At 67.6% G+C, this 17869-nt stretch carries 15 protein-coding genes; 10 read left to right on the top strand and 5 right to left on the bottom strand.

The window, feature by feature from the left end; all coding sequences use genetic code 11:
- Positions 1–134: 134 nt before the first annotated feature.
- Genes AMS67_RS09340 through AMS67_RS09330 form a run of 3 tightly spaced genes read left to right on the top strand, consistent with a single transcriptional unit; the run spans position 135 to position 3085 of the window.
- Positions 135–1280, top strand: a complete 1146-nt coding sequence (locus tag AMS67_RS09340) for a 5-(carboxyamino)imidazole ribonucleotide synthase (protein WP_075201301.1) — start codon at positions 135–137, stop codon at positions 1278–1280.
- A 26-nt stretch (positions 1281–1306) separates the two neighbouring features.
- Positions 1307–1819: a 5-(carboxyamino)imidazole ribonucleotide mutase gene (gene purE / locus AMS67_RS09335; protein ID WP_053387135.1), complete on the top strand. Its 513-nt coding sequence runs from the start codon at positions 1307–1309 to the stop codon at positions 1817–1819.
- Between the two features lie 21 nt (positions 1820–1840).
- Entirely contained in the window at positions 1841–3085 is a 1245-nt protein-coding gene (locus AMS67_RS09330; RefSeq protein ID WP_277619557.1) for an MFS transporter, read from the top strand.
- Here AMS67_RS09330 and AMS67_RS09325 read toward each other — a convergent pair whose 3' ends face one another.
- On the bottom strand, positions 3086–4216 hold the full coding sequence (locus AMS67_RS09325) for a glycosyltransferase family protein (RefSeq protein WP_053387134.1): 1131 nt from the start codon (positions 4214–4216) through the stop codon (positions 3086–3088).
- 208 nt (positions 4217–4424) lie between these two features.
- Between AMS67_RS09325 and galE the strand changes: the two genes are divergently transcribed.
- The 4 genes from galE to AMS67_RS09305 are packed head-to-tail and all read left to right on the top strand — an operon-like array spanning position 4425 to position 9514.
- Positions 4425–5438: a UDP-glucose 4-epimerase GalE gene (gene galE / locus AMS67_RS09320; protein ID WP_053387153.1), complete on the top strand. Its 1014-nt coding sequence runs from the start codon at positions 4425–4427 to the stop codon at positions 5436–5438.
- On the top strand, positions 5402–6865 hold the full coding sequence (locus AMS67_RS09315; protein WP_306455246.1) for an LCP family protein: 1464 nt from the start codon (positions 5402–5404) through the stop codon (positions 6863–6865). The genes galE and AMS67_RS09315 overlap by 37 nt, the downstream gene beginning before the upstream one ends.
- A 7-nt stretch (positions 6866–6872) precedes the next feature.
- Entirely contained in the window at positions 6873–8501 is a 1629-nt protein-coding gene (locus AMS67_RS09310) for an LTA synthase family protein (RefSeq protein ID WP_053387132.1), read from the top strand.
- 32 nt (positions 8502–8533) lie between these two features.
- Positions 8534–9514 (top strand): glycosyltransferase, encoded by a 981-nt coding sequence (locus AMS67_RS09305; protein WP_053387131.1) that lies wholly within the window; start codon positions 8534–8536, stop codon positions 9512–9514.
- Between the two features lie 8 nt (positions 9515–9522).
- On the opposite strand, the gene AMS67_RS09300 is transcribed toward AMS67_RS09305, so the two are convergent.
- A complete protein-coding gene (locus AMS67_RS09300; protein WP_053387130.1) occupies positions 9523–10059 on the bottom strand; it encodes an Rv3235 family protein in 537 nt (178 codons plus the stop codon).
- A gap of 212 nt (positions 10060–10271) precedes the next feature.
- Between AMS67_RS09300 and AMS67_RS09295 the strand changes: the two genes are divergently transcribed.
- On the top strand, positions 10272–11783 hold the full coding sequence (locus AMS67_RS09295) for a sensor histidine kinase (protein WP_053387129.1): 1512 nt from the start codon (positions 10272–10274) through the stop codon (positions 11781–11783).
- 31 nt (positions 11784–11814) lie between these two features.
- On the opposite strand, the gene AMS67_RS09290 is transcribed toward AMS67_RS09295, so the two are convergent.
- The gene (locus AMS67_RS09290; RefSeq protein ID WP_053387128.1) at positions 11815–12261 is read right to left on the bottom strand and encodes a hypothetical protein; all 447 of its coding nucleotides are present in this window, start codon (positions 12259–12261) and stop codon (positions 11815–11817) included.
- On the bottom strand, positions 12258–13991 hold the full coding sequence (locus AMS67_RS09285) for a PspC domain-containing protein (protein WP_053387127.1): 1734 nt from the start codon (positions 13989–13991) through the stop codon (positions 12258–12260). The genes AMS67_RS09290 and AMS67_RS09285 overlap by 4 nt, the downstream gene beginning before the upstream one ends.
- Before the next feature lie 113 nt (positions 13992–14104).
- Between AMS67_RS09285 and AMS67_RS09280 the strand changes: the two genes are divergently transcribed.
- Both AMS67_RS09280 and AMS67_RS09275 read left to right on the top strand, forming a co-directional pair.
- A complete protein-coding gene (locus AMS67_RS09280; protein ID WP_053387126.1) occupies positions 14105–15532 on the top strand; it encodes an ATP-binding protein in 1428 nt (475 codons plus the stop codon).
- On the top strand, positions 15529–16194 hold the full coding sequence (locus AMS67_RS09275; protein ID WP_053387125.1) for a response regulator: 666 nt from the start codon (positions 15529–15531) through the stop codon (positions 16192–16194). The genes AMS67_RS09280 and AMS67_RS09275 overlap by 4 nt, the downstream gene beginning before the upstream one ends.
- Before the next feature lie 27 nt (positions 16195–16221).
- On the opposite strand, the gene AMS67_RS09270 is transcribed toward AMS67_RS09275, so the two are convergent.
- Complete coding sequence (locus tag AMS67_RS09270) at positions 16222–17868, bottom strand: phospholipid carrier-dependent glycosyltransferase (protein ID WP_053387124.1); 1647 nt, start codon at positions 17866–17868, stop codon at positions 16222–16224.
- Between the last annotated feature and the right edge of the window lies 1 nt (position 17869).

Genomic DNA, 17869 nt, shown 5'->3' with positions numbered 1-17869 from the left:
ATTGCGAGACGCTGCTCGCGCCACACCTCGATGCACCGGCGCGGGATCACCCCTCCGTCGATGCGGCAGAATAGAGGGGTGGTACGCGCGTTGCGCACGTGCCGAACTGCAGGGCGACTGAACTCGGGAGCGACGTGACGCAAAACGGCAGCATCAAGATCGGCGTGATCGGCGGCGGGCAGCTCGCCCGCATGATGGTGCCACCCGCGATTCACCTCGGTCTGCGCATCAGCGTGCTCGCCGAGAACGAGGGCTCGAGCGCGGAGCGTGCCGCCGATGCGGTCGGCGACTACCGCGATCCCGAGACGGTCTACGCGTTCGCCGAGACGGTCGACGTGGTCACGTTCGATCACGAGCATGTGCCCCAGGCGATCCTGCGCGAACTGGAGGCCCGCGGTGTCGCCGTGCACCCGCGCCCCGATGCGCTGCAGTACGCGCAAGACAAGATCGTGATGCGCGAGAAGCTGACCGAACTCGGCGTGCCCATCCCCGATTGGGGCACCGTCGCCGACGAGGCCGCCCTCCAGACCTTCCTCGACGCCCACGGCGGCCGCGCCGTCGTGAAGACCGCCCGTGGCGGGTACGACGGCAAGGGCGTCCGGGTCATCTCCGACGCTACCGAGGTGCGCGACTGGTTCACCGCGCTCGCCGAAGACGCGAACGGCGGGTTCCTGCTCGTCGAAGAACTTGTCGATTTTGTGCGCGAACTCTCGCAGCTCGTCGCGCGTCGCCCCAGCGGCGAGACCCGCACCTGGCCCGTCGTCGAGACCATCCAGCGCGACGGGGTCTGTGCCGAGGTGCTCGCCCCCGCACCGACCGACCGGCCCGAGGTGCTGGCCGAGGCGGCGCGCATCGGATCCGTCGTCGCCGAGGGCGTCGCGGTGACCGGCGTGCTCGCCGTCGAGATGTTCGAGACCCGAGACGGCCGCGTGCTGGTGAACGAGCTCGCCATGCGCCCCCACAACTCGGGCCACTTCTCCATCGAGGGGTCGGTCACGAGCCAGTTCGAGCAGCACCTGCGCGCCGTCGCCGATCTGCCGCTGGGCGACACCTCGATGACCGCGCCCGCCGCCGTAATGGTGAACGTGCTCGGCGGCCCTGCCGAGGGGCCCATGCCGGTGCGCTACGCCGAGGCGCTCGCCGCGCACCCGACCGCCAAGATCCACAGCTACGACAAGCAGCCCCGGCCGGGCCGCAAGGTCGGGCACGTCACGGTCACCGGTGACGACCTTGCCGCGGTGCGTGCGGAGGCCGTGGCCGCTGCGGCGGCGTTCGCCTGATACCGCGCCCCGATACGATGGAGGGCATGGCTGAAACCACCGCGCCCCTCGTCGGCGTCATCATGGGCTCTGATTCCGACTACTCGGTCATGGCCGATGCGGTGCAGGCGCTCCGCGAGTTCGGTATCGCCCACGAGGTCGAGGTCGTCAGCGCCCACCGCACGCCAGACAAGATGGTCGACTACGCGCGCGGAGCTGCGGCCCGCGGCATCCGCGTCATCATCGCGGGCGCGGGTGGCGCCGCGCACCTCCCCGGCATGGTCGCCTCAATGACGACGCTGCCGGTCATCGGCGTGCCCGTGCCGCTCGCGAAGCTCGACGGTCTCGACTCGCTGCTCTCGATCGTGCAGATGCCGGGCGGCATTCCGGTCGCTACCGTCTCGATCGGCGGCGCGAAGAACGCGGGCATTCTGGCCGCGCGCATCCTCGGCTCAGCCGACCCCGAGGTCGCGCAGCGTCTCGCCGACTACGCCGAGGGGCTCACCGTCGCGGTGGGCGAGAAGAACGACGCCCTCAAGGCGCGCATCGCGGCCGAGTAGCGCGCGCCGAGCACACCACCGGTGACGAACGGGGCGCTCGGGATCGCGGGAGGCGGGGACGACCCCCGCGCCGACCGCGGTTCAGCCGCGTACAGGCGAGCCCTCGTCGCACTTTTCTGCGCGGGTCTTGCGACCTTCGCGCAGATGTACTCTCCGCAGGGGCTCCTCCCCGAGATCGCCCGCGCCTTTGGCGTGGACGCCGGCGCTGCGTCATGGGCGGTCGGCGCGACCACGATCGGCGTCGCTGTCGGCGTGCTCCCCTGGGCCAAGTTGTCGGATCACTGGGGCCGCGTCCGCACCATGCGCTGGGCGACGGGCGCCGCGATGGCGCTCGGCCTCGCCGTGCCCTTCGCGCCCGGCTTCGAAACCATGCTTGTGCTGCGCGGCATCGAGGGGTTCGCGCTCGCGGGCATCCCCGCGCTCGCCGTGACCGCGCTTGCAGAAACGGTGCGGCCGCGGGCGTTGGGCGGCGCCGTCGGCATCTACGTCGCCGGCACGACGCTGGGTGGACTCGTGGGGCGACTGCTCGCCGGTGCGGTCGAGGCGGAGTTCGGCTGGCGCGCCGGCATGGTGTCGGTAGCGGTGCTCGCGACGGCGGCAACGGTCGCGTTCGTGCTGCTCGTGCCGCCGACCGCGCCCGTGCGGTCGGCGTCGAGCGGTGTGGTGGCGGCGATCCGGAGCACGCTCACGCAGCCGGGAGTCGTCGTGCTGATCGCGCACGCGTTTCTCACGATGGGCGGATTCGTCGCGGCGTACAACGCGCTCGCGTTCCGACTCGAGCTCGCGCCGTACTCGCTGACACTGGTGCAGGTGTCGTGGTTGTTTCTCGCGTACCTCGCGGGCACGGTCGCGTCGTCGAGCGTGTGGCGTTTCACCGTGCACGCCTCGCCGACCGCTGTGCTGCTCGCGAGTCTCGCGGTGATGGGCATCGGGTTGCTGCTGACGCTCGCGGCGCCGCTGCCGGTGATCGTCGTCGGGCTCGTGCTCTTCACCGGTGGGTTCTTTGGGGCGCACACGATCGCGAGCGGCCTTATCGGACGTCGAGCTGCGGCAACCATCGGTGCCAGTCAAGCGCCCCCGATGTACAACCTCGGCTACTACGCCGGGTCAAGCCTGCTCGGCTGGGCGGGAACCTCGGCGTTCACCGCTGCCGGCTGGTACGGGACGGCAGCGATGATCGGCGTCGTCATTCTGCTGGCCGCCGCCCTGGCGTGGGCCTATGCGCACCGGCACGGAGGCATCGCTCGCGCCGACGCGCTCATCTGATCACAGGTTGGCGTGCGTCTCCCACAGCTGCCATGCCGATGAGCGCCAGCTGTAACCGCGGCTGCGATCGCAGGCGAGCACCGTCAGTGTGGGCAGCGCGCCCGACTGGCCGATCAGTCGGCTGTACTCGGCAGCGAACCCGTCGGCCGTGTCGGCTGATACACCGGCATCGAGCACGAGCTCCGCGGTGGCCGGGTGCCCCGCGTGCACGACGGGAACCGCGGCACCGAGCGACGCGAGTACGACATACCCGGTGCCGGCGAACGCCTGCGGCTGCAGCAGCACCGAAGCTCCACCGAGTGCGGCGCCGATGTCGGAGAGCTGCGTGACGGCGATGACCCGAACGCGACCCTGAAGATCTGCGGGAACGTCGATCGTGGGAGCCGAAGCGTCGCGGTCCTTGTCTTTGTCGCGCGGCTGCGGACCCTGCGGGTCGACGCCGTCGAGCACGACGAGCGGCGGCAAAGCCGCGTCGCGACGCATGGCATCGAAGATCCACTCGAGGCGGCCGTGCTCGCCGGCGCGTGCCGTGGTGACGGCGTAGCGATCCGGAAGCCCCCAAGCAGCACGGCGCTCAGCCGCATCCGCGGGTGCCGACAGCTCGGTGGGCGGAGCAAGCGGGAAGACCTGCACCGGCAGGTCGCTGCCGTACTGCTGCTGCAGCACGCGCGCGGTGGCGTGCGTCGGCGTCAGAATGACGTCGGCCAACTTGACGGCGCGCCGGGTGAATGCTCGGAAGAGTCGGGCCTGCGAATTGCCGATCAGTGCCGGTGCGTCCCACGCAATGCTGTGGGGAATCGTAACCGACGTCTGCGACCCATCATCGTCACCACGCGAACGCAGCGGCATCATCGGGGTCAGCGCGTGCACGAACTCGCCATCGAGGGGGCGTGCCGTCGTGCCGTTCTGCCAGACGAGCGGCAGCATGCTCGCGCGCAGGGGGAGCAGTTCTGAGGTGAGTCGCGCCGAGGAGAACTCGGGCATTTCAGAGCCGCGTGACAACAAGAACCGCGCACTGCAGCTGCGGGGAGCAGTCTCGGCGACCGCCTGAACGAGGTCGCGGGCAGCGGCAGCGTGCACCTCGGATTCGAAATCGGGGAACGGGTCTGCGATGAGGGTGAGCGTCGCCAATACGTTCTCCCCTCGAATACCTGGACACCGGTGCAGCACTGGGCTGTTCTCCATATTGTATGGAGTCCAAGAGCAAGATCTGCTGTGCGCCGCAGTGTGAATGCGCGGTTGAGATGCAATCGAAATAATTTTCGGGGCTTGCTCCGAGTTCATCTCATCGCGGTGCGGCTGCCGGGAACCTCTCCGAATGGCCAAGTACCCTGTCTCCATGCGTGTTTTGTTGACTGGCGGCGCCGGGTACATCGGCTCCCACACGGCATTGGTGCTGCTCGAGCACGGCCACGATGTGATCGTGCTCGATGACTTCTCGAACAGCGGTCCAGAAGCCGTTCGGCGTGTCGAGCAGCTGAGCGGCAAGACAATCCCCTTGGTCGAGGTCGACCTGGCAGAGCGCGCAGCGGCCGAGCGGGCGCTGGCCGAGATCGAGTTCGACGCGGTGATCCACCTGGCTGGGCTGAAAGCGGTGGGAGAGTCGGTGGCGCAGCCCACCCGCTACTACCGCGTCAACCTCGACTCCACGCTGGTGCTGCTCGACGTGCTCCGCGAGCGAGGCATCACCAACTTCGTCTTCAGCTCGTCGGCAACGGTCTACGGTGACCCGCAATACGTGCCGATCGATGAGGATCACCAGACCGGTGTGGGGGTCACGAACCCCTACGGGTGGTCAAAGGCGATGAACGAGCAGATCGTGCGCGACGCACAGGTCGCCTGGCCCGAACTCGGCGCCGTGCTGCTGCGCTACTTCAATCCCGTGGGCGCGCACCCCTCGGGGCTGATCGGCGAAGATCCGAGCGGGATCCCGAACAATCTGATGCCGTTCATCACCCAGGTGGCGGTGGGGAAGCGCGAGCGCCTCAGCGTGTTCGGCAACAGCTATCCGACGCCCGACGGCACTGGCGTGCGCGATTACATTCACGTCATGGATCTTGCTGAGGGTCACGTGGCGGCGCTCGAGCACAACGCTCCCGGCGTCTCCGCCTACAACCTCGGGTCGGGTACCGGCTCCAGCGTGCTCGAGGTCGTGCGCGCCTTTGAAGCCGCATCCGGACGCGAGATTCCGTTCAGTATTGAACCCGCGCGCGCGGGGGACGTCGCGGAGATGTCGGCCGATCCGACTCGTGCGAACCTCGAGCTCGACTGGCGCACCACCCGCAGTCTCGCCGACGCCTGCCGTGACTCGTGGGCATGGCAGTCGGCGAACCCGGGCGGGTACGGCGCATGACGCTCGACCTCGAGCGGCCGCTGCGCCATCCCGACCTGCAGTCGGAACCGCTCATGAGCAAGCGCGCGCGCTGGCTAGTGATCCTCGGATTCGTGCTGCCAGGCACCGCGCAGCTCGTGGCGGGCAACCGCAAACTGGGTCGGTTCGGTCTGATCGCCACCACCGTGCTGGTGGTGGGGGCGCTTGCCGCAGGGCTTGGGTTCCTCTTCGCCCGCGTGGCGACCCTCACGATCTTCACGAACAGTGCCGTGCTGCTGCTGGTGCAGTGGGCGCTGTTCATCTACGCCGTGATCTGGGTCGCGCTCGGCATCGATACCCTGCGTCTCACGAAGCTCGTGCGGGTACAGCGCAATTGGCGAGTGCCGGTCGCGATGCTCTCGGTGCTGCTCACCGTGGTGCCGGCCGCCGGGGCGGCGTGGGCGGGCACGGCGGTCGGCGCCGGCCGCAACTTGCTCAGCGATCTCTTTCCGAGCGCTCCCGCCGTCGAGCCGGTCGATGGCCGCTACAATATTCTGCTGCTCGGCACCGATGCCGGGGCCGATCGTGAGGGGCTGCGCCCCGACAGCATCTCGTTGGTGAGCGTTGACGCGAAGACCGGTCAGTCGGTCATCGTCGGCTTGCCGCGCGACATGAAGGGCGCGCCGTTCCCCGATGATTCGCCCATGCAGCCGATCTACCCTGAGGGGTACTGCGACGAGATCAACAATTATGAAGTCGTCGATGGCGGTGGGTATTACTGCTTCACGACGGGTGCCTTGAACTCGCTCGTCACCGAGGTCGAAGATTCGGGATCGCCGTCGTACGAAGGCATGTACGCCGATGCCGTCTCGAAGGGGTCGACCCCCGGCATCGAGGCCACGAAAGATGCGGTCTCGGGTGTCACCGGTCTCGACGTGCAGTTCTATGTGCTCGTCAACATGGACGCTTTCGAGAGCTTGATCAATGCGCTCGGCGGAATCACGATCGATGTGCAGGAGCGCCTGCCCATCGGCGGCCACATCAACGAGTTCACGGGTGAACTCGAAGGCGTCGACGGCTGGATCGAGCCCGGCACGCAGGGCATGGACGGATACACGGCTCAGTGGTACGCGCGCTCCCGCTACGGGTCTGCCGAAGGCGATTACTCGCGGATGCAGCGTCAACGCGACCTGCAGGCCGCGATTCTCGCCCAGATGAATCCGCAGAACGTGCTGCTGCGCTTCCAGGATGTTGCCGCCGCGGGTACCGAACTCGTCGAAACGGATATTCCTGAGTCGATGCTGGGGCGCTTCGTCGACCTCGCAGCGAAGGCGCGTGAGCACGACATCGTGAACGTGGAGCTCGTGCCGCCGGCCATCGATCCCGAGGCACCCGACTTCGACGCGACGCGTCAGCTCGTCTCCGACGGCGTGGCCGCCGCCTCGCCTGCCGAAACGGAAGCGGGCTAGCGGAATCGTGAGTGCAGTCGACACGGACGATCTGATGATCGCGCCGCCCTCTGGCACGCCTAGCGCGCCGCCACCAAAAGCGCCAGCACGGACGTCGCGCCGGCGCATCTGGTGGGGTGCGTCGATCGTCGCCTTCTGGGTGCTCGCCGCGGTGTCGGCGGCTTTCGCCGGCATCGGGTTCTGGGTGCGGCGTACGTTCGGTGCGATCTCGATCGACCAATTGCTCTCGAACCTGAACGGTGGCGGCGAGGGCGCAGGCGGTGCCGGACTCGTGATCGGCGGAGTCATGACCGGCATCGTGATCCCGCTCGGCATCGTGCTGCTCATCGCGATCTTCGTCGAGCGCCGCCGACGTCGGTGGCACCGTGCCGCAGCGTTCGGTGCGCGCCCGAACCTGCAGCGACCCGTGCGCTGGACCGCCGCCCTGCTGGCACTCGTGCTCCTAGTGTCAGGTGGCGCGTACCTCGGCGCCGCGATCGGCGCTGGCGACTACGCGCAAGCGCTCTACCGCGATCTCACGACCGACTTCGGGTTCGACCGATACTACGAGACGCCGCAGGTGTCGGCGGCGCCTGGCGAGGGGAGCGCACAACCGCGCAACCTCATCGTCATCTATCTCGAGTCGATGGAGAACACGTTCTCAGACGACGACCTTTTTGAGAAAGATATGCTCGCCCCCGTCGAAGACGTCACCCGCGGGTGGCAGACGATCGATGACTACCGGCAGTACGAGGGCGGCGGCTGGACGATGTCGGGCATTCTGAGCACCCAGTGCGGGGTGCCGCTGCGCAGCGCCTCGTCGACCGCCGACATCTCGGAACTCAACGAGATGGATTCGGCCGACGGAAATACCGCACCGTATCTCGCCGGTGCGACCTGCCTCGGAGATGTGCTCGCCGATCAGGGATACCGCAACGTGTACCTCGGTGGAGCCGACGCGAGCTTCGCCGGCAAGGGAGCCTTTCTCTCGACCCACGGGTATGACGAGATCGATGATCTGAACGTGTGGAAAGCCGAGGGCGAGACCGAGGTGCGCGGCGACTGGGGCCTCTCTGATCGCCGGCTCTTTGCGCAGGCAAAAGACAAGGTGGACGAACTGCACGCGGGCGATCAGCCCTTCAATCTCACGATGCTGTCGCTGGACACGCATGAGGGGCCGCGGCTCTACGACTACTGCACGCGCGACACCGATGCGGTGATGACATCGATCACGTACTGCTCGATGCAACAGGTCGCCGGGTTCGTCGAGTACCTCGACGAACAGGGGTACCTCGACGACACCGCGGTAGTGCTCATGGGAGATCATCAGAAGATGATCGCGGAGGGCGGCAGCTTCTGGGACGAGCTCAAAGACCTCGATCACCGCACGATCTTCAACCGCATCTGGAGCCCCGACGGGCTGCGTGTGGCGCGCGATGACCTCGATCAGATGAGCATGTATCCCACGCTGCTCGAACTCACGGGTCTTGAGGTGCAGGATCATCGGGCCGGCATCGGCGTCTCAGCCCTCACCGATGGCTCCGACGTGCCTCACGGATCGATACTCGACCTGTCTGCCGAGGAGTACCGCGATCTCGTCACCTCCCGATCCAGTGAGTTCTACCAGAGGCTGTGGCGCACCTCGGGGCTAGACTAGGCAGGTTCACGATCATGAAGGAGTCGGATCGCATGCGTGTGACCGCCGTGCTGGTGGCCTACAACCGACGGGAACTGCTGCAGCAATCGCTCGCGGCTCTCGCCGCGCAGAGCCGACCCGTCGATCGCCTCGTCGTCGTCGATAATGCCTCCGACGACGGCTCGGTCGAGGTCGCCGCCGAGATGCTCGAAGCATGGGGCGAACGCGCCCGGCACATTCAACTGACCGAGAATACGGGCGGCGCAGGCGGGTTCGCGACGGGCATCGCGGCTGCGGTCGTGGAAGACGACACCGACTGGGTGTGGGTCATGGACGATGACACGGTGCCCGGGCCCGACGCACTTGCGGGGGCACTGGAGACCCATGAGCGCTACCGGGCTCAGGGGCCTGATGACCTCGCCGTCATGGGGTCGCGTGTGATCTGGACCGATGGGGCGGATCACCCGATGAATACGCCCAAGGCCAAGATTCGCGCGTCACAGGCAGAACGCGATCGTGCCGCTTCGGTCGGGGCGATGGAGATTCGGTCGATCTCGTTCGTCTCGGCGTTCCTTCGTGCATCGCGGGTGCGCGAGCTCGGCCTGCCGATCGCTGATTACTTCCTGTGGAACGACGATTTCGAGTACTCCGCTCGACTGCTGCGCGGCGCCCGGGGCCTGTACGTGCCTGCCTCTGTGGTGACGCACCGCACGGTCAAGCGAGGGTCGAGCGATCAGGATCCGGGCCCTCGGTTCTATTTCGAAGTGCGCAACAAGCTCTGGGTGTTTCGTCGCAGTGCGGCGCTGCTGCCTTGGGAAAGGCTGCTGTATTCGGCCGCGACTGCGCGCCGCTGGTTCCGCACGTTCCGTGCGTCGACGGAACGCGCTCAGCTGCGCGATTGCTTGCGTCGCGGTTGGAACGACGGCTGGCGACGATCGCCGCGGTCGAGCCGCGACGTGCTGCGCGGTGCCGGGGTTCCGGTCGATGTGATGGTTGTGGTCGAACAGCTGACGCGCACGGACGAACGCTCGTAGGTCGGTGTTCACAGCACGGTGATGTCGGTCGCACGCCAGCGATCGTCACGATGTTCGAACCGTAGTGCGACCGCGGTGGAGCGGGAATCGAGATGCAGCACGACTGACGCTTCGACCACCTGAGGGAGCGGCCGGCACAGGTGCGCGGGGCCAGGTACCGCCACGCGCCGCCGCCGGTCTCGGGTGACGCACTCTCGCTCAGCTCGAAGCGCACGCCGGGACTGCAGTGCCGCGACGACGCCCGGCGTGATCCACGTAGCGATCTGACTCGCAGATCGCATGCCTTCCAAGACCTCGAACGCGAACAGCGCGAGTTTTTGCACGATCGCCGCAGGCGGTGCTTCGGGGGCCTGATCTGGCTGCGAGGGGATTCGCGCGGCCAGTGGTTTCGCCGGTTGGGCGGTGTGCCGCGGGCGAATCGCGCTCGGCGTTGCTGCGGGCGCGGGTACGGCGTGGAGGTGGCGGGGTGCCACAGGCCTCGACGGCGGTGCGAGTACCGACTCGAGTGGGTCGTCGAATGCGCGCGAGCGTGCAATGGCTGGCATGGGGGCTCCTTCAATCGGTATTCAGACTTCGCTGCTGTAGCGCCCCCATGCAGCCCTGCAGTGTCTGATTTTCTAATGTGCGCTCCAGATTAGAGAATGCGCACTCGGATGCGTCAAGTGCCAAAAAAGACCAGCGCGTGTGAGTATGGTGCGTCCGCGCATCGTGGTGAGGTGTGACCAGTCTCCGAGCCACAGTGCTCTAGGCTTGACGCGTGGCTACACTGCGTAATCTCGCGACGAAGTATTCATCCCTCGACGAAGAGGAGATCGAATGGCTTGAACGTCTGACCCTGGATCTACAACTCCTTGCCGACCTCGCACTGAGCGACGTCGTGCTCTGGGTTCCCACGAACGACGAGAACTATCTCGCCATCGCTCACAGTCGCCCAGCCGGTTCGGTGACGCTGTTCTACCGAGACGTCATCGGCGACCTGTTGCGCGCCGACTGGCGCGAACTCGTCGATGAAGCGATGTCGAGCAACGCTCCAGTGATTTCGACGTCGCCCGCGTGGTACGAAGAGAGCCCGATGCGGCTCGCAGCCTATACGGTGAGCCGTCGTGACAATGATGGTGCCGAGCACGGGCCGTTCGCCGTGATCACGGTGCACACCAGCGTCGCCGACACACAGACGGCATCGCGCATCGGAGCGGCCTTCCGCGAAGTCGCAGCAGACCTGCTCGGCATGATCCAGCAGGGGCTCTTTCCGGTGCCGGGCAGCTCGCGCGGCGGCGAGCAGGGCGCCCCTCGTGCCTCTGACGGACTGGTGCGCGTCGACCTCGAGGGAATGGCCACGTTCGCGAGCCCGAACACCCAGACCACCTTCTCGTCGCTCGGGTATCGCGACGAGATCGAAGGGGAGAACTTCAGCGAAGTGCTCGCCGATGTGGTGAAGGGGCAGTTCGACACGAACGAGTCTTTGCCGCTGATCGCGCAGGGCAAGATCGCGAAGCGCGTCGAAGTCGACGCTCGCGGTCACACCATCACGCTGCGCTCGATTCCAGTCTTCCGCGATGGTGCGCGCGTGGGAGGCATTGTGCTCACCCGCGATGTCACGAAGCTGCGGCAGCAGGCGCAGGAGCTGATCACCAAGGACGCGACGATCCGTGAGATTCATCATCGGGTAAAGAACAACCTGCAGACGGTCGCGTCCCTGCTCCGCGTGCAGGCGCGTCGCGCTCGCAGCGAGGAAGCCAAGCAGGTGCTCGGCCAGGCGATGCGCCGCGTGGCCGCGATCGCGGTAGTGCACGATACGCTCTCGTCGGGTCTTGACCAGATTGTCGACTTCGACAAGGTCTTCGACCGCGTGCTCGGGCTCGCCGCTGAGGTGGCGAGTCTGCACAACACCACGGTGCATCCGCACCGGGAGGGCCAGTTCGGTGAGTTGCCCTCGGAGTACGCGACGCCGCTCGCGCTCGCGCTCACGGAGATCGTGACGAATGCCGTCGAACACGGCCTTGCCGGGCGCGAAGGCGAGGTCTACATTCATGCCGACCGTACCGACGAGCGCTTGAGCGTCGAGGTCATCGACACGGGAACCGGTCTGCCCGGTGGCACCGTCGGCGACGGGCTCGGAACGCAGATCGTGCGCACGCTCGTCGAGGGCGAACTCGGTGGCAGCATCACCTGGGGCCCGGACGCCGGCGGCGGCACCCGAGTGGCGATTCAGGTGCCGCTGCATTGGATCTCAACGCAAACGCGTGAGATCCCGCGCGTTCAGGCCTAGCATCTGCGGGCGGTGCCGCAGAGGCCGCCCGCTACCGGGAAGGTCGGCGGCGATCCAACCGACGGTTGCGCACGAGCACGGCAATGCCGACCCCGAGCAGCAGAACTCCGAGCCCGATGACGGTGGCGGTGATCCAGACCGTGGGATCCATGCCCCCGAGACCGAAGACCTGCTGCGCGATGTATCCGCAGAAGACGAGGATCAGCGCACCCCACACAATGGGGCCAGTGCGCGGGCCCGGCGACCGCAGCGACCGACTGCGGTCGCCGTGATGACGACTCGGTGACGATGCGGCGGGCGCGGCGGTTGCCGTTGCCGGGGCCGGCGCAGACGTCGGTGCCGCGGGAGCCGGGGCCGCAGGAGTCGATATCGACTCTGGCGTCGGTGTCGGTGTCGGTGTCGGCGTCCATTCGGGCGTCGGGGGAGTGAGGGGCACGGTCGGCTCGGCATCGCCCGAGGCCGGAGTGTTCTCGTTCATCGGTTCATCTCCATCTCGAGTGCGTTGATTTGCTCGTCAATGTCATCGCGTTGTGCGATGAGGTCGCGGCGGTCGCCGCGGTCGATGTTCGGCTCGTCGAGTCGCCAGTTCACCTCATCGAGATCCCGTTGCAGCGCAGCAGCTCGGTCGGAGAGCGCGTCACGATCGCTCCGGTCCTCGGCCGATTCACGCTCGGTGTCGGCGCGGCTGCTGTCGGACCCGTCGCCACCTCCAGTGAACTCGACGCTCCCGGCGAGCAGCGTCACGGTGATGACGTGTGCCGATGAAGCCTCACCGGAACCGACGTGCGAGCGGATCTCCCGCCAGATGAAGGGGCCCGCAGTCATGCGCTGGCCGGCACCGTCGAGATCGGTGCGGTCGCTCTCGTCGACCCGCCCCGCGAGCATGCGCACGTGCACGATGGTCGGCTCGGACTCCGGGAGCGCGATGGTCGTTCGGCCGGCCACCATCCAGACTTCGAGATCGCCATCGCGGCCGCCGTCGTTTCCGAGATCTGTGAGATCGACCGTGACATTCCCGGCGATGAGTGCCGCGCCAGGCGCGCCGCCGGCGTCGACGTGCATATTGCCGAAGGGTTGGAACCGCGTGCCCCAGGGCAGCACGACCGTGATGAGGAGCGCCACGACGCCGCAGGCCGAGAGGAAACCGACCCACCCCGTGTGACGTCCACGCACACCGGCCACGATGAGCGAGCACGCCAGCACGGCGAGTGCGGCAATGATCGCGGTGACGAGTGCTGCGGGTGCGACACCCGCAAAGGGAATGCTCGACGCGGGGATGCCCGAGACCCAGAGCGCCGCGAGTCCACCGGCGAGGAGGGCGAGAGCGAGCGTGATCACCGCATGCGCGGCCCCGAGGCGATGAGCGTCATGGTGGTCGGCGTATCGCGCACTCCATTCATCCGCCTGCTTGCCGACGTCACGACTCCATTGAGTGGCGGCCTCCCCGGCGCGGCGCCCCCAATCGGCAGCCTCTCGACCGGCGCGCTCCGCAGAATCGGCGGTGCGGTTCGCGAAGGCTTCTGCGCGATCCGAGAAGCTCTGCGCGTTCGCCGTCGTGGAATCAGCGGCACCGGGAGCGGTCGAACTCCCGCTCGCGTCACCGAGGCTCGCGTCACCGAAGGTCATGGGGCGATCAGGTGCGGCGTCCGACGAGCCTGCCGCCGCCGCGCGCTCGCTCTCGGCTCGGCCGCGCTGCAACAGCACGCGCCTCAACCAGATGAAGCCGAGAACGAATATGGCGATCCAGCACAACCAGGCGAAGGTGGCGGTCAGCCATCCGGGAATGCCGAGCACCCCCCACACGTCCCAGTTCCACACGCTGAAGCCGGGGAAGGATGCCCCGGGAATGAAGAGTCCGAAGAATGCCGGAATGATGACGAGCGCCGTGAGAATCACGGCGGCGGTGATCATCCCGGCCGATGCTCGCCCCCGGATGATCTGCTCCACGTGGATGCGACCGTCGGTATCCGGCAGGAGCAGCCAGCCGATGAGGTAGATCAAGATGCCGGGTCCGCCGAGCAGCGCGAGTACGACGAACACGCCGCGCACGATGATCGGGTCGAGCTTCAGACGCTCGGCGACGCCGCCGGCGACACCCGCCAGCCAACGATCGGAGCCGCGGGTAATATCGAGGCCCCGCAGCCAGTCGAAGAAGCCCTGCCCGGGGGGCGGCCCCTCGGGGCGTTCTGCATTCGGTTCAGTAGTCATGTTTCGAGTGTGACCGAGTCGCGGGCTGCCAGCCATCGGGGTTCACCCTGACCTGACCCTGATCATGCCCCGTCCGCTCCCCGAGTGCGCCCCTGACCTGATTGGATGGAGACATGGCCGCAGCCCCGCTCACCCGCTCCGCAGACGATCGCGTACTCGCGGGCGTCTGCGGCGGGCTGGGCGCGCACCTCGGGTTGCCGTCGCAGACCGTGAGGATCGGCTTGCTCGCGCTCACTCTGCTCGGCGGCGCAGGGGCACTCTTCTACCTCTGGCTCTGGTTGACCGTGCCGCGCTCAGGCGAGACCGAGGGCATCGTGCCACTCAAACGGGCGCTTACACGACCTGCGGCGTCGATGTCTACGGCGCCGAACGTGCCGGCTTCAGCGGCAGTTGTCGCACCTTCCTTGCCGGGAGCACCGACAGCGCCTGCAGTTTCCCGGCTCGTCGACGCTCCGGAGCACACGGCAGCGCGCGCGACGGGCGGATCAGCGCGCCCCGAACACGCCGACTCGACTGACGAGTCCGCCGCACGCCGGGGCCGCTGGCCCATCGCTGAACTGCTGCTCGGCGCCTGCTTGCTCGTTGCCGGCACCGGTCTGGTGCTCGACCGGGCCGGCGTGCATCTGCGGCTCGATGTGCTGCTGCCGGCGCTCGCCGTACTCGTCGGTGTCGGGCTCACCTGGTGGCAGATCGCGGATCGCGACCGCCCCGACCGTAACCCCGTTCCACGGGCACTCGGCGCTCTGGCTCTCGTGGCCGTCGGGGTACTCATGTTCTTCGTGACCGCCCGTGAACCCAATGCCTGGACCGTGATCGGTGCGGCTTTCGCGGTGCTGGCCGGTGTCGCGCTCGCCGCAGCGCCCTGGCTGCTGCGACTCAACCGCGAACTCATCGCCGAGCGAGCGGCGCGCGCACGAGAAGCCGAGCGGTCAGATATCGCGGCGCACCTGCACGACTCCGTGCTGCAGACCCTGGCGCTCATTCAACAGCGGTCGGAGCCGGGGAGCGAAATCGCGCGCATCGCCCGTGGTCAGGAACGCGAGCTGCGCGAATGGCTGTTCCGAGGTGCGGACGGTGGAGCCGAACCGCAGCTTGCCGCGGTTGACACCGAACTGCGTGCACACGCGGCTGCACTCGAAGCCGAGCACGCGGTACGCTTCGACGTCGTGGCCGTCGGCACCGGTCAGGGATTCATCGCTCCCGGGCCGATCGTGGCCGCAGCCCGGGAAGCAATGCTGAACGCCGCGCGCCATGCCGGCGGCGAGGTGACGGTCTACATCGAAGTGACGCAGGATCGCGTGGCCATCGATGTGACCGACCGCGGCCCCGGTCTCGACCTCGAAGCGCTGCCCGAAGGTCGTATGGGCGTGCGTGAATCGATCGTCGGCCGCATGGTGCGTGCCGACGGACAGGCGCGCATCGTTCCGGGCCCCGGTGGCGGCACGTCGGTGCGCCTGGAGATGCCGAAGACGAGCGCGGCGAACGAACACGCATCCGCTGAAACGCCGGGTGATCCGGCACCTGCTGAGGAGCCTCGATGACCCACGAACCCATCCGCGTTGTCATCGTCGACGACCACCAGATCTTTCGCACGGGGCTCCGCGCCGAACTCGGCCACGAGCTTGAAGTGGTTGCCGAGGCGGCAACCGTCGATGCGGCCATCGATGTCATCGTGGATTCGACGCCCGACGTGGTGCTGCTCGACGTGCACTTGCCGGGCGGTGCTGGCGGGGGCGGGGCCGAAGTGCTGCAGCAACTCGCCGCACGGATGTCGAACGCCGCACCGCGCGTGCTCGCGCTCAGCGTGTCTGATGCCGCCGATGACGTCGTCAGCGTCATCCGCGCCGGAGCACGCGGCTACTTGACCAAGACCGCGTCGGGTGCCGAGGTGACGGCGGCGGTCGTGCGGGTGCATGGCGGCGACGCCGTGTTCTCGCCCCGACTTGCGGGCTTCGTGCTCGACGCATTCGGGGCGGGCGGAGGAGAGACCGCGGCCCAAGATGATGAGCTCGACCGGCTCTCCGCTCGCGAGCAGGAAGTCATGCGCATGATCGCTCGGGGCTACGCGTACAAAGAGGTCGCCGCCGAGCTGTTTCTTTCGGTGAAAACGGTCGAGACCCACGTGTCGAAGGTGTTGCGCAAGCTGCAGCTGTCGAACCGTCACGAACTCACCGCCTGGGCGCTGCAGCGGCGCCTGCTCTGACCGAAGCGGGTCGACGCGAATTGCAGTTCAGTCCCAGCCCGGGAGCCAGAGATGTGCCCGCCAGAACCACTCGGAAATCGGGGCTCCTGACCAGAGTGGGAAGTAGAGCAGCGACACCGCGACGGCGACGACGAGGAAGAGCCCCGTGGCGAGTCTGATGCCGAGTACTGTCTCGGGTGCAGTGAGCGCGCGCTGAGCTTCGGGTGCAGCGACCGCATGCGGCCCCACGGCGATCGGACCGGTCGGTGAGAGGCGCTCGAGCGATCGTGGCTCGGCGTGCGTTGCGTCGACGGCGTCAGGCAGTGCGGGTCGTATGGCAATTCGGCAGAGGAGCGCGAGGGCAAGCGCGAGCGCCAAGGCCGAAAACGGCGTCAGCACGACTGCATAGAACTGGAACACCGCCGAGCGCGACACGGTCAGCACCCAGGGCAGCCAACCCGAGAGATACCCGACGACGATGAACGCAGACGCGGTCGTCACGGGGTCTGGCCCGCGCCGCAGGCGGTGCACGACGACGCCCACGAGCGCAATCAGCGCGACCACCCCTCCCCACGTCACCAGGGCGTTCGGAATTGGTGTGACCGCGGCGACGCACCCCGACCAGGGGCAGCCTTCTGAACGGCCCCAATGCGACTCATACATGCCGGTCGGTCGCAGTGCGAGCGGCCACGTCAAGGGATTCGCGGCGTACGGGTGCTCGGCGCTCAGGGTGCTGTGCCAGGCCAGCATGTCGGCGTGGTACTTCAGCAGTGCTTCGGGCCATGACGCTCCGAAGCTGCGCCCCCATCCACCCGGGGTGACGATCCAGCCGATCCAACTGCTCAGGTAGACGAGCACCGCCATCGGGAGTGCAATCACTGCAGTGGCGCCGGATTGCAGAGCGGCGCCGGCGATCGCCCGCATGTTCGAGCGGCTCCCCGCTCCGCGTTCGAGTCGAACGGCGCGCCATCGCACGACGAGATCGCGCACGGTGATGAAGATCAGGAACGCCGCGAGCGGATAGAGACCTGACCACTTGATGGCCGCTGCAGCGCCGAACGATGCAGCGGCCGCGAGGAGCCAGGGCCGACGCCACATGATCGGCAGTACGAAACGCGCCGTGTGCTCACCCGGCCGCGCGCGCAACGCGGTCGCCCCTCGCGCGGCGGTCTGCTCGATGTCGCGCCAGGTGCAGAGCGCGCCGACCGCGATCGCCAAGGCCAAGAACCCATCGAGCAGGCCGACGCGCGTCAGCACCACGTGCACCCCGTCGATCGCGAGGAGCAGACCCGCGGTGCACGCGATCGAGAGACGCCGGGTGATCCGCCACCCCAACCGCATCGTCACCGCCACCGTGAGCACCCCGGCGAGCGCGACGGCGCTGCGCCAGCCCCACCCGTTGCCCGGGCCGAAGACGAGAATACCGAACCCGATCAGCCATTTGCCGAGCGGCGGGTGCACAGCATTCGAAGCGTCTGCAAGAAACGCGGTCGCTCGTGCACCACTCATATCGGGTTCGTCATCGGGCCACACCGTCGGGTACCCGTGCGCCAACTGACTGATCGCATCGCGCACGTAATACAGCTCATCGAAGACGAGCGTGCCCGGTCGCCCGAGCGCCCAGAACCTGAGGGCGGCCGCGACCGCGAGCACCAGGAGCGGTGCGAGCCATCGGAACCAGCGGGATCGCGTCACG

Source organism: Leucobacter japonicus (genome assembly GCF_001273855.1).
GTDB lineage: Bacteria > Actinomycetota > Actinomycetes > Actinomycetales > Microbacteriaceae > Leucobacter > Leucobacter japonicus.
The sequence above is the reverse complement of the archived record's forward strand: the minus strand, read 5'-3'. Positions and strand labels throughout refer to the sequence as shown.

Excerpts from the sequence above, each read along its gene's own strand:
- purE (WP_053387135.1), top strand. The coding sequence starts at position 1,307 with ATGGCTGAAACCACCGCGCCCCTCGTCGGCGTCATCATGGGCTCTGAT.
- galE (WP_053387153.1), top strand. The coding sequence starts at position 4,425 with ATGCGTGTTTTGTTGACTGGCGGCGCCGGGTACATCGGCTCCCACACG.
- AMS67_RS09315 (WP_306455246.1), top strand. The coding sequence starts at position 5,402 with ATGGCAGTCGGCGAACCCGGGCGGGTACGGCGCATGACGCTCGACCTC.
- AMS67_RS09305 (WP_053387131.1), top strand. The coding sequence starts at position 8,534 with ATGCGTGTGACCGCCGTGCTGGTGGCCTACAACCGACGGGAACTGCTG.
- AMS67_RS09300 (WP_053387130.1), bottom strand. The coding sequence starts at position 10,059 with ATGCCAGCCATTGCACGCTCGCGCGCATTCGACGACCCACTCGAGTCG.
- AMS67_RS09290 (WP_053387128.1), bottom strand. The coding sequence starts at position 12,261 with ATGAACGAGAACACTCCGGCCTCGGGCGATGCCGAGCCGACCGTGCCC.
- AMS67_RS09285 (WP_053387127.1), bottom strand. The coding sequence starts at position 13,991 with ATGACTACTGAACCGAATGCAGAACGCCCCGAGGGGCCGCCCCCCGGG.
- AMS67_RS09280 (WP_053387126.1), top strand. The coding sequence starts at position 14,105 with ATGGCCGCAGCCCCGCTCACCCGCTCCGCAGACGATCGCGTACTCGCG.
- AMS67_RS09275 (WP_053387125.1), top strand. The coding sequence starts at position 15,529 with ATGACCCACGAACCCATCCGCGTTGTCATCGTCGACGACCACCAGATC.